The 12,594-nt window shown below is 71.6% G+C and carries 13 protein-coding genes, 2 tRNA genes and 1 riboswitch; of the genes, 13 read left to right on the top strand and 2 right to left on the bottom strand.

All coding sequences use genetic code 11. The annotated features are described in order from the left end of the window. Window positions 1–81 precede the first annotated feature (81 nt). The 6 genes from OHA05_RS17155 to OHA05_RS17130 all read left to right on the top strand — a co-directional run bounded on the left by OHA05_RS17155 (window position 82) and on the right by OHA05_RS17130 (window position 4,761). A complete protein-coding gene (locus OHA05_RS17155) occupies window positions 82–432 on the top strand; it encodes a metallopeptidase family protein (protein WP_313945477.1) in 351 nt (116 codons plus the stop codon). Beyond that, window positions 429–992: a fluoride efflux transporter FluC gene (locus tag OHA05_RS17150; protein WP_413777754.1), complete on the top strand. Its 564-nt coding sequence runs from the start codon at window positions 429–431 to the stop codon at window positions 990–992. The genes OHA05_RS17155 and OHA05_RS17150 overlap by 4 nt, the downstream gene beginning before the upstream one ends. Beyond that, on the top strand, window positions 989–1,351 hold the full coding sequence (locus OHA05_RS17145; protein ID WP_328861079.1) for a fluoride efflux transporter FluC: 363 nt from the start codon (window positions 989–991) through the stop codon (window positions 1,349–1,351). The genes OHA05_RS17150 and OHA05_RS17145 overlap by 4 nt, the downstream gene beginning before the upstream one ends. A 139-nt stretch (window positions 1,352–1,490) precedes the next feature. Further along, window positions 1,491–2,051 carry a hypothetical protein gene (locus OHA05_RS17140; RefSeq protein ID WP_313945479.1) on the top strand — a complete coding sequence of 187 codons (561 nt, stop codon included), beginning with the start codon at window positions 1,491–1,493 and terminating at the stop codon, window positions 2,049–2,051. A 205-nt stretch (window positions 2,052–2,256) separates the two neighbouring features. Then, window positions 2,257–4,446 carry a DEAD/DEAH box helicase gene (locus OHA05_RS17135; RefSeq protein WP_327682678.1) on the top strand — a complete coding sequence of 730 codons (2,190 nt, stop codon included), beginning with the start codon at window positions 2,257–2,259 and terminating at the stop codon, window positions 4,444–4,446. Between the two features lie 239 nt (window positions 4,447–4,685). Then, window positions 4,686–4,761, top strand: a tRNA-Lys gene (locus OHA05_RS17130). 116 nt (window positions 4,762–4,877) lie between these two features. On the opposite strand, the gene OHA05_RS17125 is transcribed toward OHA05_RS17130, so the two are convergent. Then, the gene (locus tag OHA05_RS17125; RefSeq protein WP_313945481.1) at window positions 4,878–5,813 is read right to left on the bottom strand and encodes a peptidoglycan recognition protein family protein; all 936 of its coding nucleotides are present in this window, start codon (window positions 5,811–5,813) and stop codon (window positions 4,878–4,880) included. Between the two features lie 221 nt (window positions 5,814–6,034). On the opposite strand from OHA05_RS17125, the gene OHA05_RS17120 reads away from it, so the two are divergent. The 4 genes from OHA05_RS17120 (at window position 6,035) to OHA05_RS17105 (ending at window position 8,915) form a co-directional block, all read left to right on the top strand. Then, the gene (locus OHA05_RS17120; RefSeq protein WP_328861078.1) at window positions 6,035–6,244 is read left to right on the top strand and encodes a hypothetical protein; all 210 of its coding nucleotides are present in this window, start codon (window positions 6,035–6,037) and stop codon (window positions 6,242–6,244) included. A gap of 185 nt (window positions 6,245–6,429) precedes the next feature. Then, window positions 6,430–6,846 (top strand): YciI family protein, encoded by a 417-nt coding sequence (locus OHA05_RS17115; protein ID WP_313945483.1) that lies wholly within the window; start codon window positions 6,430–6,432, stop codon window positions 6,844–6,846. After that, window positions 6,843–8,075, top strand: coding sequence for an RNA polymerase sigma factor (locus OHA05_RS17110; RefSeq protein WP_328861077.1), 1,233 nt, complete (start codon window positions 6,843–6,845; stop codon window positions 8,073–8,075). The genes OHA05_RS17115 and OHA05_RS17110 overlap by 4 nt, the downstream gene beginning before the upstream one ends. Window positions 8,076–8,165: 90 nt before the next feature. Further along, complete coding sequence (locus OHA05_RS17105; RefSeq protein ID WP_328861076.1) at window positions 8,166–8,915, top strand: MerR family transcriptional regulator; 750 nt, start codon at window positions 8,166–8,168, stop codon at window positions 8,913–8,915. Between the two features lie 60 nt (window positions 8,916–8,975). On the opposite strand, the gene OHA05_RS17100 is transcribed toward OHA05_RS17105, so the two are convergent. Continuing rightward, window positions 8,976–9,566, bottom strand: a complete 591-nt coding sequence (locus OHA05_RS17100) for a hypothetical protein (RefSeq protein WP_328861075.1) — start codon at window positions 9,564–9,566, stop codon at window positions 8,976–8,978. Window positions 9,567–9,665: 99 nt separating this feature from the next. On the opposite strand from OHA05_RS17100, the gene OHA05_RS17095 reads away from it, so the two are divergent. The 3 genes from OHA05_RS17095 to OHA05_RS17085 all read left to right on the top strand — a co-directional run bounded on the left by OHA05_RS17095 (window position 9,666) and on the right by OHA05_RS17085 (window position 12,556). Then, window positions 9,666–9,739, top strand: a tRNA-Met gene (locus OHA05_RS17095). 177 nt (window positions 9,740–9,916) lie between these two features. Then, on the top strand, window positions 9,917–11,056 hold the full coding sequence (locus tag OHA05_RS17090) for a PP2C family protein-serine/threonine phosphatase (protein WP_328861074.1): 1,140 nt from the start codon (window positions 9,917–9,919) through the stop codon (window positions 11,054–11,056). 291 nt (window positions 11,057–11,347) lie between these two features. Further along, a riboswitch (cyclic di-AMP (ydaO/yuaA leader) is annotated at window positions 11,348–11,504 on the top strand. Between the two features lie 11 nt (window positions 11,505–11,515). Further along, on the top strand, window positions 11,516–12,556 hold the full coding sequence (locus OHA05_RS17085; protein WP_313945488.1) for a M23 family metallopeptidase: 1,041 nt from the start codon (window positions 11,516–11,518) through the stop codon (window positions 12,554–12,556). Window positions 12,557–12,594: the final 38 nt, after the last annotated feature.

Here is a 12,594-nt window from a genome sequence, read left to right as displayed (position 1 = left end):
GGGAGGGCTCGGAGGCACCCGGGCCGGCCGAGCGGCCCGGCCCGGGGCGACCGGCCGGACGGCGTACGTGACAATGGCCACGTGCTGGAGATGACGCGCGAGGAGTTCGAGGAACTGGTCGCCGAGGCCCTGGACAGGATCCCGCCGGAGCTGACGCGGCTGATGGACAACGTCGCGGTGTTCGTCGAGGACGAGCCGCCCGCGGACGACCCCGAGCTGCTCGGGCTGTACGAGGGGACGCCGCTCACCGACCGCGGCGAGTGGTACGCGGGGGTGCTGCCGGACCGGATCACGATCTACCGGGGGCCCACGCTGCGGATCAGCGAGACCCGGCAGGACGTGGTCGAGGAGACTGAGATCACGGTCGTGCACGAGATCGCGCACCACTTCGGCATCGACGACGAGCGGCTGCACGCACTGGGGTACGGGTGAGCGAGGACCCGCCCTCCGGTGCGGGAGACGCTGAGGCGGGAGATGCCGCTGCGGCGTCCGGTACGCCTGATGCATCAGCCGAGGCGATCGACCCGGATGTCGACCTGCACGTGCCCGAGCAGCGCGCGGAGACCGCGCGCGGCCACCGTCTTCCCGTCCTGCTTGCCATCTCCGCGGGCGGTGTGGCCGGGGCGCTCGCCCGCCACGCGGTGAACCGCCAGTGGCCCGCGGCCGACGGCACCTTCCCGTGGGCGACGTTCTGGATCAACGTGCTGGGGTCCGCCCTGATCGGCGTCCTGATGGCGCTGATCGCCGAGGGCGGCCGGCGCGCCCATCCGCTGGTCCGGCCGTTCGTCGGAGTCGGGGTGCTCGGCGGTTTCACCACCTTCTCGACGTACGCCCTGGACCTCCGGAACCTCCTGGAACGCGAGGAGGCCGGGCTCGCGCTCGCCTACGCCGGCGGCACGGTGGCCGGCTGCCTCGGCGCCGTGTGGCTCGCCGCGGTGACGACCAGGGCGGTAGTGGCCAGGGCTGCCGCGGGCGGAGCGGTGCCGAAATGACCTGGCTGCTGGTGGCCCTCGGCGCGGCGGTCGGCGCACCTCTGCGCTATCTGACGGACCGTGCGGTGCAGGCCCGCAGCGATTCGCTGTTCCCGTGGGGCACCTTCGTGGTCAACGCCGGCGGCAGCCTGGTGCTGGGCGCGGTCGCGGGCGCGTCGGTCTCCTCGGGCGCGTACGCCTTGCTGGGCACCGGCCTGTGCGGGGCGCTCACGACGTATTCGACCTTCTCCTACGAGACGCTGCGGCTGGCCGAACGCGGCCGGGGGCTCCTCGCCGCGGTGAACGTGGCAGCATCGGTGCTGGTGGGGCTCGGATCGGTGTTCCTGGGCGCGGAGTTGGCGCGCGCGTGGGCGCACTAGAAGGCGGCCCGGGGGCGCACGGCTGGGCACCGGACCGTCGGGACAGGGTCGTGTACTTGTCAGGCGTCGGGGCGTGTCCCTTGTGGGGCACAGGGAGTTGGGCACGGAAACCGTGCCCTGTGTCCCGGAGGTGCCCCTCGTGCGCCAGTTGTCCGCCCCCCGCCGTCTGGCTGTCGCCATGGTCACCTCACTGGCCGTCGCGGCCTCGGCCGGCTGTATGAGCGTGAGCGACGATCCCGGCGGCAAACCGGCCCCCGGCAAGTCCTCCGGCCGCCCTGGTGCGGTGGCCGAACCGGACGGCGGGGAGGGGGTGTCCGGCGGCCGTCACGCCGACGGCGGACGGAAAGGTTCCGGCAAGGCCGGCGACAAGAGTGACGGCCCGGACGCATCGTCCAGCGCCAGCGGTACGGCCGCGCCCTCCGCGCGGCCCCCGAGCGGCGGTCAGCAGCCCCGGCCGCCCGAAGGGCCCGAGCCGACGCGAGGCGGATCGTCCCCTTCCGCGCAGCCGTCGCAGCCGCAACCCCCGGTCGAGCCGTCCGAGCCGCCGCCGGTCGACCCGCCCACCCTGCCGCCGAGCGAGCCCACCGATGCGCCGTCGGCGTCGTCCGCGCCGGAGGTGCACGCCGGTGCCATGCGGCTGGTCGACGGACAGGGCACACTGGGAGTACCCAGCGCATCACCGCAGATGGGGCCGATGTAACCGGGGTCACTCCCTGGTGGTTTGCCTTGGGCGGGGGAGGGTGCGTATGGTGGTAGATCGTTTGATCCCATTGCCCGGCGCCGAAAAAGAAGAGCGCCGCGTGGCGCGTACTCTCCCTAGCCGTGGCTGACCGCATCGAGGCGGTCGAATTGCGAATCACGGAGTTTGGGCGCGTGCCGAGACTCCGGAAGGTTTCGCATTTCGCATGTCCACTTTCAGCACTGATCACGCCGTCATGCCCGAGAACGAGTCGGCCGAGGCCGTTGTCGAGACCGTCGAGGTCTCCGACGCCCCCGAGACCGCGGACGTCTCCGAGGCTCCCTCGACCCCCGAGGTGACGTTCTCCGACCTCGGTCTGCCCGAGGGCGTCGTCCGCAAGCTCGCGCAGAACGGTGTCACCACCCCCTTCCCGATCCAGGCCGCGACCATCCCGGACGCCCTGGCCGGCAAGGACATCCTCGGCCGTGGCCGCACCGGCTCCGGCAAGACCCTCTCCTTCGGTCTCCCGCTGCTCGCGACGCTGGCCGGCGGCCACACCGACAAGAAGAAGCCCCGCGGCGTCATCCTCACCCCGACCCGTGAGCTCGCGATGCAGGTCGCGGACGCCCTCCAGCCGTACGGCGACGTGCTCGGCCTCAAGATGAAGGTCGTCTGCGGCGGTACGTCCATGGGCAACCAGATCTACGCGCTCGAGCGCGGTGTCGACGTCCTCGTCGCCACCCCGGGCCGACTGCGCGACATCATCAACCGCGGTGCCTGCTCGCTGGAGAACATCCAGGTCGCCGTCCTCGATGAGGCCGACCAGATGTCCGACCTGGGCTTCCTGCCCGAGGTCACCGAGCTGTTCGACCAGATCCCGGCCGGCGGTCAGCGGATGCTCTTCTCCGCGACCATGGAGAACGAGATCGGCACCCTCGTGCGCCGCTACCTCGTCGACCCGGTCAGCCACGAGGTCGACAGCGCCCAGGGCAACGTCACGACCATGACGCACCACGTCCTCGTCGTGAAGCCGAAGGACAAGGCGCCCGTCACCGCGGCGATCGCCGCCCGCAAGGGCCGCACCATCATCTTCGTCCGCACCCAGCTGGGCGCCGACCGCATCGCCGAGCAGCTCTGCGACTCGGGCGTGAAGGCCGACGCGCTCCACGGCGGTATGACGCAGGGCGCGCGTACCCGGGTGCTGGAGGACTTCAAGAAGGGCTACGTCAACGCGCTCGTCGCGACGGACGTCGCCGCCCGCGGCATCCACGTCGACGGCATCGACCTGGTCCTGAACGTGGACCCGGCCGGCGACCACAAGGACTACCTGCACCGCTCGGGCCGTACCGCCCGCGCCGGCAAGTCCGGCACGGTCGTGTCCCTGTCGCTGCCGCACCAGCGCCGCCAGATCTTCCGTCTCATGGAGGACGCGGGCGTCGACGCCTCGCGCCACATCGTGGGCGGAGCGGGCGCGTTCGACCCCGAGGTCGCCGAGATCACCGGTGCGCGTTCGCTCACCGAGGTCCAGGCCGACTCCGCGAACAACGCCGCCAAGCAGGCCGAGCGCGAGGCCGCCGACCTGACGAAGCAGCTGGAGCGGGTGCAGCGCCGCGCGGTGGAGCTCCGCGAGGAGGCCGACCGCCTGGTGGCGCGTGCGGCCCGTGAGCGGGGCGACGACCCGGAGACGGCGATCGCCGAGGTGGCCGAGGCCGCCACGGCGGAGGTCGAGGCCGCTGTGGCCGCGGCCGCCGTGCCGGAGCAGACCGAACGCCGCGACGACCGCGGCAACTTCGAGCGTCGTGGCAACGACCGCCGTGACGACCGCGGTGGCTTCAACCGTGACCGTCGCGACGACCGCGGTGGCGACCGTGGCGGCTTCAACCGTGACCGTCGTGACGACCGCGGTGGCGACCGTGGTGGCCGTTCCTTCGAGCGTCGTGACGACCGTGGCGGCTTCCGCCGTGACAGCAACGACCGTCCGTCCGGTGGCTTCCGCCGCGACGACCGCCCCTCCGGCGGCTTCAACCGTGACGACCGCGGTGGCGACCGTGGTGGCCGTTCCTTCGAGCGTCGTGACGACCGCGGTGGCTTCCGCCGTGACAGCAACGACCGTCCGTCCGGTGGCTTCCGCCGCGACGACCGCCCCTCCGGTGGCTTCCGCCGCGACAACGAGCGCCGTGACGACCGCCCCTCCGGCGGCTTCCGTCGCGACGACCGTCCGTCCGGCCACCGTGGCAGCGACCGCCCGTTCAACCGTGACCGCCGCGACGACCGCCCCTCCAGCGGCTACCGCGCCGGCTCGGCGGACCGCCCGTACGGCCGCCGTGACGACCACCGGGGTGGCACCGGCACCGGCACGAACACCGGTTCCTTCGGTCGCCGTGACGACAAGCCGCGCTGGAAGCGCAACGGCTGATCCGCCTCCCGGCTCTTGAGCCGGACCTGCTGAACGCCGACAGGGCCCGCACGACACTTCGGTGCCGTGCGGGCCCTGACGTGTTGCGGGGACAAGGCGCCTCCCGAGGGGGCTGCGCCGAGCGGTACGGCCCACCTCACTGACTCGTGGCACCTCCCAGGAAGAGCGCGACAAGCCGTTGATCGGATACCCGATCGGCTCACGAGTCAGCTCGGGCTATGCTCGGGGTGTCCTGCCGAGGGCCGTTAGCTCAATTGGCAGAGCAGCGGACTTTTAATCCGTTGGTTGTGGGTTCGAGTCCCACACGGCCTACCACCCGGCCGACCGGTCTCCGGTCGGCCACCACCCGAGCGCCCGGACCGGTTCCACCGGCCGGGCGCTTCTGCGTCCGCGGGCGGCTCGCACCGGCTCGCACCCCGCCCGTCCGCCCCTCACGACGCCACGTAATCCCCCGTCACCAGCCGGTGGATCAGCGTCACCGGGCTGCCGTCCGGTGTCGTCGCGCAGATCTCGAACCGCAGGTGCTTGCCCGCCGGGACGTCCACGTTGTGCAGGAACTGGTGCGTACCCGCGCCCCACTTGGTGAGGTCGCCGTAGCCCGAGGGTGACGAGCCGTCCGGGTTCGTGGCGTAGAAGCGGCCGTCCAGCCGGGTGCCCTGCGGGGCGTCGCCGATGGTCAGTTGGACGTAGAGCGGGCCGATCAGGGTGCGGGGGCCCGCGTGGATGACCGCGTCCCGGAAGGCGAGGCCCACCCAGGAGCCGGACGGCAGTTCGACGTCGAAGGCGTTCGACTCGTGCAGTTTGGCGATGGGCATGTCGTCCTCCTCGGGCGGGCTGGGATTCGCGGCCTCGGCGACGATGCCGGGGAAGACCACCTCACGGAACTGGGTCACCCGGGCGTTGCCGGGGCAGATCGTGCCGCCGACCGCCCATTCCTCGTGCAGCCGGTGGTAGCCGTAGCCGGGGTCGTCGTGGGTGCGGCAGATCCGCAGCGGGATGCCGTGGCGGTGGTGCAGCCACGCCCCCAACCGGATCAGCCGGTCGACCTGTTCGTCCGTCCACCGGTCGGTGGCATTGGTGTTGCTCGCCGTCTCGATGGAGACCGCGCCGGTCCCGTCGGGGCGCCGGTTGGCCTGATAGTTGGCGTCGGCCCGGGTCTCCGTGCCGATGTACTGGCCGAGGTCGCCGGCGTAACCGAGCCCGAAATGGCTTTCGAGATTGGTGCTGTCCCGCCAGTACTCGTACACCCGCTTCGCCGTCCAGGGCGCCGCGATGCTGTGCAGGATGAACTGCGTGGGCCGGATGGCGGGTTGACTGTCGGACTCGGGCTGAAGTTCGTACTTCGTGGCGTTCGGATACCAGGCCATGCGTCCCCCAATCAGATCGATGCGTGGGCTCTCACGCCGGTGGACCCTTAGAGGATCTCGGGGGGAGCGGGCTCAGGGATGGTCCAGAACACGCCATAGTCGGCCCGCTTCCTCGTACAGGGGCGCCGTTGCGGCCGGTGCGGGCCATCGGTGAGGTCGTCGGTGCGGGTCATCCGGGAGCCGTCCCCGTGACCCCGCGTCCCCCAGGCCGTTGTCCCGGCATGACCAAGACACAGCGCATCCTCACCGCCGTTGCCATCGCCGCCGGCGCCACCGCCATGGCCGCCTCCGGTGCTCACGCCTCGGGACACACCGCCGAGCAGGCGGGCGCCGGAGCACCGTCCCTGAACCAGCTCGACCAGCTCAGCCAGCTGGGTCAGCTCACCGGAGTCGTGGCCCCCGTGACCGGGGTGCTGGGCGCCGTCCAGTAGCACCGGCGCTCCGGGCAGCACGAGGCGGCTCGGAGCGGTGCCGTACCCCGGGCAGGCGCCCGGCCGGGTGGTCCCGAAAAGATTTCCCGGGATTCTTCCGCGAGGTGTCGAGAACCCTTCACCGGCTCCGACGTCCCCTGTGAGAGTTGCCCACGAGGGTGACCGCGCATCCGAGGGAGCGAGTCATGAAGTATCTGGTGATGGTCCAGGGCACGCAGGCCGACTACGAGGCCATGTCCGGCAAGCCTTCCGCGCAGAGCCCCGCGTGGAGCGAGAAGGACATGCAGGCGATGTTCGCCTTCATGGGAGCGATCAACAACGACCTCGCCGAGTCCGGTGAACTCGTCGACGCGCAGGGGCTCACCGAGCCCGCGAAGACCCGGACGGTGGCCGCAGGCAAGGACGGCCGGCCGGTCATCACGGACGGGCCCTACGGTGAGACCAAGGAGGTCCTCGCCGGGTACTGGGTCCTGGACTGCGAGAGCCTGGAGCGGGTCACCGAGATCGCGGCACGGGTCGCGCAGTGCCCGGCTCCCGAGGGATCGACCGAATACCCCGTCGTCATCCGGCCCATCCAGGACGCCGCCGGAGGCGAATGTTGAGCCGTACGACCGCTGTCGAGGACCTGCTGCGCCGGCACGCGCCGCAGGTCCTCGGCGCGTTGGTACGCCGTTACGGCCACTTCGACCTGGCCGAGGACGCGGTGCAGGAAGCCCTCCTCGCGGCCGCCGAGCAGTGGCCGGACTCCGGTATCCCGGACAACCCCCGCGGCTGGCTGATCAGGGTCGCCTCGCGCCGGCTGACGGACCAGCTGCGCAGCGAGGAGGCCCGGCGCCGTCGCGAGGAGACGGTCGCGACCCTCATGCCCCGCGACGCCTTCACCGCTCCGGCCCCCGGGGAGAGCCGGGCGCCCGCCGAGGACGACACCCTCACTCTCCTCTTTCTCTGCTGCCATCCCGAACTCACGCCCGCCGCCCAGATCGCCCTGACGCTGCGTGCCGTGGGCGGTCTGACCACCGCGGAGATCGCCCGCGCGCATCTGGTGCCGGAGGCGACGATGGCGCAGCGGGTGAGCCGGGCCAAGCAGAGGGTCCGGGGCCTGCCGTTCCGGCAGCCGGGTCCCGAGGACCGTGACCGGCGGCTCGCCGCCGTGCTCCAGGTCCTGTATCTGATCTTCAACGAGGGCTACACGGCGACGTCCGGCAGGGCGCTGCACCGCGCCGATCTGGCCCGTGAGGCGATCCGGCTCACCCGGGCCGTACGCCGTCTGCTGCCGCGGGAGGGTGCGGTCACCGGTCTGCTGGCGCTGATGCTGCTCACCGACGCACGCAGCTCCGCGCGGACCGGGCCGGACGGAGAGCTGATCCCGCTCGACGAGCAGGACCGCGGTCTCTGGGACCGGGCGGCGATCGACGAGGGGTCGGCGCTGGTGGAGGAGGCCCTGGGGCAGGGCCCGGCCGGGGTCTACCAGCTTCAGGCGGCGATCGCGGCGCTGCACGACGAGGCCGCGCGTGCCGCGGACACGGACTGGCCGCAGATCCTCGCGCTGTACGACCTGGTCGTACGGCTGGCTCCGGAGCCGATGGCCGAGCTCGGGCGGGCCGTCGCGGTCGCGATGGTGCACGGGCCCGAGGCCGGGCTCGCGGAGCTCGACGGGCTGGAGGACGGGCTGGCGGGCCACCACCGGCTGGACGCCGTACGCGCGCATCTGCTGGAGAAGGCGGGGGACGTCGAGGGCGCACGCGCCGCCTACCAGCTGGCCGCCCAGCGCACGCTGAGCATCCCCGAGGCGCGCTATCTCCGGGCCCGGGCGTCCCGGCTGCTGCACTGAACCGCGCCCCGGCCCGTAGGACGCCCGCCGGCTCACCCTGCCGAAACGCCGCTTGACCTTTACGCAGCGTCAAGATTTAGCGTCTTCGTCATGGAGTGGTCGATCCAGGAGATTGCCCGGCGCGCCGGGACGACGAGCCGCACGCTGCGGCACTACGGCGAGCTCGGTCTGCTCGAACCCACCCGGGTGGGCAGCAACGGCTATCGCTACTACGGCCCGGACGCGCTCGTACGGCTGCAGCGGATCCTGCTGCTCCGGGAGCTCGGTCTCGGCCTGCCCGCGATCGCCGAGGTGCTCGAAGGGCAACGGGACACGGGCGCCGCGCTGCGGGCTCATCTGCGCCTCCTGGAGCAGGAACGCGAACGCATCGGGCGGCAGATCGCCTCGGTGCGGACCACTCTCCACAAGACCGAGAGAGGGGAAGAACTCATGGCCGAGGAAGTGTTCGACGGCTTCGACCACACGCAGTACGAGCAGGAGGTGACCGAGCGCTGGGGCCGGGACGCTTACGAGAAGGGCGACCGCTGGTGGCGCTCGCTCAGCGACGAGGAGAAGCGCGCGTTCCAGGACGAGCAGGTCTCCATCGCCCAGGCCTTCGCCCAGGCGCTCCGGGACGGCCGGTCCGCCGACAGCGACGAGGTGCAGGCGATCACCGCGCGGCAGTACGCCTGGCTGTCGACGACCGTGACGCCCTCGAAGTCGTACTTCATCGGTCTCGGCGAGATGTACGTGGCGGATCCGCGCTTCACCGCCGCGTACGACCGGCACGGCGAGGGGACGGCCGTCCTGGTCCGGGACGCGATGAAGGTGTACGGGGAGCGGCACCTGACCGACGAGTGATCACGCGGTGCCCGCTCGCCGGTCTCCACTGCTGGTCGCGGGCCGCTGGTCAGCCGCTGGTCAGCGGCTGGGCAACGCTCTCGCCAGTTCCTCGTCGGTCGCGGGGCGGGCGGCGGCGAGGGTGGTGCGCAGCCGTTCCACGTCCAGGCCGGGGGCGGTGCGCGCCCGCAGCAACAGGGTCCCGCGGCGCTGGACGACGTAGTGGGACACCTTGCCGTCGACGTGACGCTGCTTGACGACGGTGAAACCGTCCCCGGCGTCCAGGCAGACGATCTGGCCGGGGAGTTCCTCGGGGCAACCCGCGTCGGGCCGCGCGGTGACCTCGTAGTCGAAGCCGGGGACGGCGCCGGGCCGGCCGCCCGCGCTGTAGTGGAGACGGAAGTCCGCTGCGAGACGGCCGGTGCCCGGTTCCGTCTCGAAGCCGCCGGGGGGATCGATGACCAGCAGCTGGGCGCGCGGGAGGGGGCTGTGCGCCAGTGCGCCCGCCAGCCTGTCGTCCTGCGCGCCGGGCGGGAGCACGTACGCGGCCAGGCCTACCGCGGGCGCCATCAGCGCCGCGGCGGCCCGGACGAGCGGCCCGGCCCTTCGACGCGCGAGCGGGCGGAGGATCGACGGACGTACGTTCGGCCGCACGGACTGTTTCCCCCTCATGCGCGAGATGGTGACCCACCGGAAACGTGAGCGACAGGGCGGGGGCTCCACTAATTGGAGTTGATCTTGCTCCGGATGGCGTAGAGTGGTGTTTACCGACGCGGGGTGGAGCAGCTCGGTAGCTCGCTGGGCTCATAACCCAGAGGTCGCAGGTTCAAATCCTGTCCCCGCTACTGAAACAGCGGCCCGGCACTCGTCTCGAGTGCCGGGCCGCTGTTGTTTCCCCCCTCTGCGGGCTCGTGTTTCGCCCGGTTGGCCGACGGAGAGTCGCTCAGCGGCGCGGCTCCGGACAGCCTGGGTAGGGCGCGGTACCGTCCGCAGCCGTGGGCGGACCGGGGAGGAGAGCACCGTTGGCGCAGTTCCAGCAGAGTCGCGTGTACGGCGCCCGCCGCTTCCTCCGCGCCCTGCCCACGCTGATGATCATCGGTGGGCTGGTCTTCGACCTGGCGACCCCGGCGCAGTTCACGGCCGTGCCGTTGTTCGCCGCCGCCCCGCTGATCGCCGCTCCGTTCTTCTCCTGGCTCACCACACTGCTGACGGGCATCACGGCGGTCCTCGCGGTGCTCGGGCTGCACTTCTACAACCACACCGCCGACGAGGTCACGGCGTACACCGAGGTCTTCACGCTCATCACCGTCTCCGGACTCGCGCTGCTCATCAACACCGTCGTCAGACGCAGCGGTGAACGGCTCGCCTCCGCCCGGGTCATCGCCGAGACCGCTCAGCGTGCCGTGCTGCCCGCGCCCGCCGACCGGATCGGCGGGCTGCACGTCGCGGCGCGGTACGAGGCCGCGCTCGCCGACGCGTTCATCGGCGGTGACCTGTTCGCCGTGCAGGAGACGCCCTTCGGGGTGCGGCTGGTGGTCGGCGACGTCCGCGGCAAGGGGCTGGAGGCCGTCGAGGCGGTGGCCGTCGTCATCGGCGCGTTCCGGGAGGCTGCCGAACAGGAGAGCTCCCTGGAGGGCGTCGCCCAGCGCCTCGAGCGGGCGCTGGCGCGCGAGGGCACGCGCCGGGACAGCCTGGACGCGGTCGAGGGCTTCACCACCGCCGTACTGGGGGAGATCCCGCGCGGCGCCGGAATCGTCCGGCTGGTGAATCGCGGCCACCCGGAACCCATCATTCTGTACGCCAACGGCGACCTGGCATTCCTGGAGCCGTCGAGGGCCGCGCTGCCGTTGGGCATGGGCGATCTGGACTCCTGGCCGGACCAGGCGGTGGAGTATCCGCTGCCGACGGGGGCGACCCTGTTGCTCTACACGGACGGTGTCAGCGAGGCGCGCAACGCGGCCGGTGAGTTCTACGATCCCGGCGCGCGGCTCTCCGGCCGGCTCTTCCCCGGGCCCGACGAACTGCTCGACGCGCTCGTCGACGACGTGCGCCGGTACACCGGCGGCGGCTCGAAGGACGACATGGCGCTGCTGGCGGTCGCCCGGCCGGCGGAGGGGCAGCCGGAGCGCCGCAGGACGGTGAAGGTCGTGCCGCCCGCGTGAGGAGCGCCGGGCCCCGCGGGACGGTCTCGGTTGTCTCGTCCGCTCGGCCCGCTCGGGCGGCCGCGCACGCTGCGTAGTGGGAAGATCCCCCTCCGCATATCATTTGACGACCCGTCAGTAATGTGACGAAGCCCGAGGTGCGATCAAGTCGCCCGTATCCGGCTGCTTGTGTCCCGATTGGTCCCGTGGGAAGTCGTTAACGATCACCCGGAACAGCTTGGAATACGGTCCTCGCGTCTATTAACGTTCGATAACGCAGCGCGGTCGTCCCAGCCGTCGTCAGGACGGCGCCGTGCGCGTGCGCCGAATTCCGCAAGGGAACCGGGGAACCAATCCTTGGGGTGAATCGGGCACCTTCCACCGCGACTTCCGCGGCGGGTGGCGCTCGTAGGAGACCTTCCTGCTCCGAACCCGTCAGCTAACCCGGTAGGCGAGAAGGAAGGAAAGGAGCACGCCTCAGTGGCGTCCAACAGGCCTGCCCCAGAAGCACCCTTCGCCAATGACTTCTTCGGTGCGGAGGGCGCGGAGCGGTCCCTCGAAGAGTGGAACCCCACCGAGGACTCCGTCCGTCCGGTGCGCGGTCGGCACCGTGTAGCCAAGCAGCGCGGCGGACTTGCCCGAAGCTCCACCGTGCTCGGCGTCGGCGTGATCGCCGCGGTCGGCGCGGGTGGCATCGCGACCGCCCAGGACAAACCCGCGGTCTCCATCTCCCTTCCCGACGCGCTCTCGGACAATCTCCCCGACGCCAAGTCTCTTCCCGGCGTCGGTTCTTTCATGTCCGACGACTCCTCGGACGTCGTCGACGAGGCGGCCACGTACTCGGCGATGGGCATCGCCTACGCCGACACCGCCTCCGACACCGACCAGGGCGGCGCCGGCGAGGCGCTGCGCTCCCGCATCCTCCAGCAGGCCGAGCAGCAGCAGGCCAAGGCGGAGGAGTCGGCCAGGGCGGCGGCCGCGAAGGCCGCGGCGGACAAGGCCGAGGCCGCGGCGAAGAAGAAGGCGGAAGAAGTGGCCGCGAAGGCCGCCGCCGCGAAGAAGAAGGCGGAGGCTGAGGCGAAGGCCAAGGCGGAGGCCGAGCGTCTCGCGCAGCTGGCCAAGAGCTACTCGCTCCCCACCTCCTCGTACACGATCACCTCCACGTACGGCGAGTCCGGCTCCCTGTGGTCCTCGGGCCAGCACACCGGCCTGGACTTCGCCGCCCCGACGGGTACGCCCGCCAAGGCCGTCCACAACGGCACCGTGAAGTCGGCGGGCTGGTCCGGCTCGTACGGCTACCGCATCGTTCTCGAACTCGAGGACGGCACCGAGGTCTGGTACGCGCACCTGTCGTCGATGACCGCGAGCGCCGGCCAGAAGGTGGCGACGGGCGAGACCATCGGCCGCGTCGGCGCCACGGGCAATGTGACGGGCGCGCACCTGCACCTCGAGGTCCACACCCCCGGCGGCTCGGGCATCGACCCGATGGCCTGGCTGCGGGACAAGGGCCTGACTCCCTGATCCTGCGGGACCGTTCCCGCGTATCTCGATCCCCGGCA

This window comes from Streptomyces sp. NBC_00306, assembly GCF_036169555.1.
Lineage (GTDB): Bacteria > Actinomycetota > Actinomycetes > Streptomycetales > Streptomycetaceae > Streptomyces > Streptomyces achmelvichensis.
Note: the sequence above shows the minus strand (reverse complement) of the source record. Positions and strands in the feature narration are given on the sequence as shown.